Here is a 453-nt window from a genome sequence, read left to right as displayed (position 1 = left end):
AGACGAGCGAGCCGATGCGCTTGGCCGGGCCCGTCGCGGCGGCGCGGGCGACCGGGAGCACGAACGTCCGGCCGTCGTCCGGGCGCGTGTAGTCCAGGGGGACCGTGAGCCGAGCGCACTCGTAGCCGTCGGTCGCGCAGTCGGTCCACTTCAGCCGCTGGCCGTAGAAGGGCTTCAGATCGGCGCGGGAGGCCGGGTCGGTGACCTTCGCCGCGCCCGCCTCCGCCTTCGGGACCGGGCCGCCCGTGCAGGAGGTGACCGTGAGGGCGCCGAGGAGGGCCAGGGCGGTGACGAGGGCGGGGCGGCGGCGGACGGCGCGGTTCAACGAGTGCTCCCTGAAGGGGGTCGGGTGGTTCCGGCCCGAAGCATTCCCGAGCGATGCTGAGGTTTTGATGAGGCCCGCGTACGGTCAGGGGGCGGGCGGTCCCCCGGCGGGCAGGCGCAGCACGAACC

The 453-nt window shown here is 74.8% G+C and carries 1 pseudogene; it reads right to left on the bottom strand.

Annotation, left to right across the window (positions count from 1 at the left end):
• Positions 1-325 (bottom strand): annotated as a pseudogene (locus V2J85_RS40675) (alpha/beta hydrolase); the annotation flags it as partial.
• Positions 326-453: the final 128 nt, after the last annotated feature.

It is taken from the genome of Streptomyces bugieae (genome assembly GCF_036352915.1).
GTDB classification, from domain to species: domain Bacteria; phylum Actinomycetota; class Actinomycetes; order Streptomycetales; family Streptomycetaceae; genus Streptomyces; species Streptomyces endophytica.
Note: the sequence above shows the minus strand (reverse complement) of the source record. Positions and strands in the feature narration are given on the sequence as shown.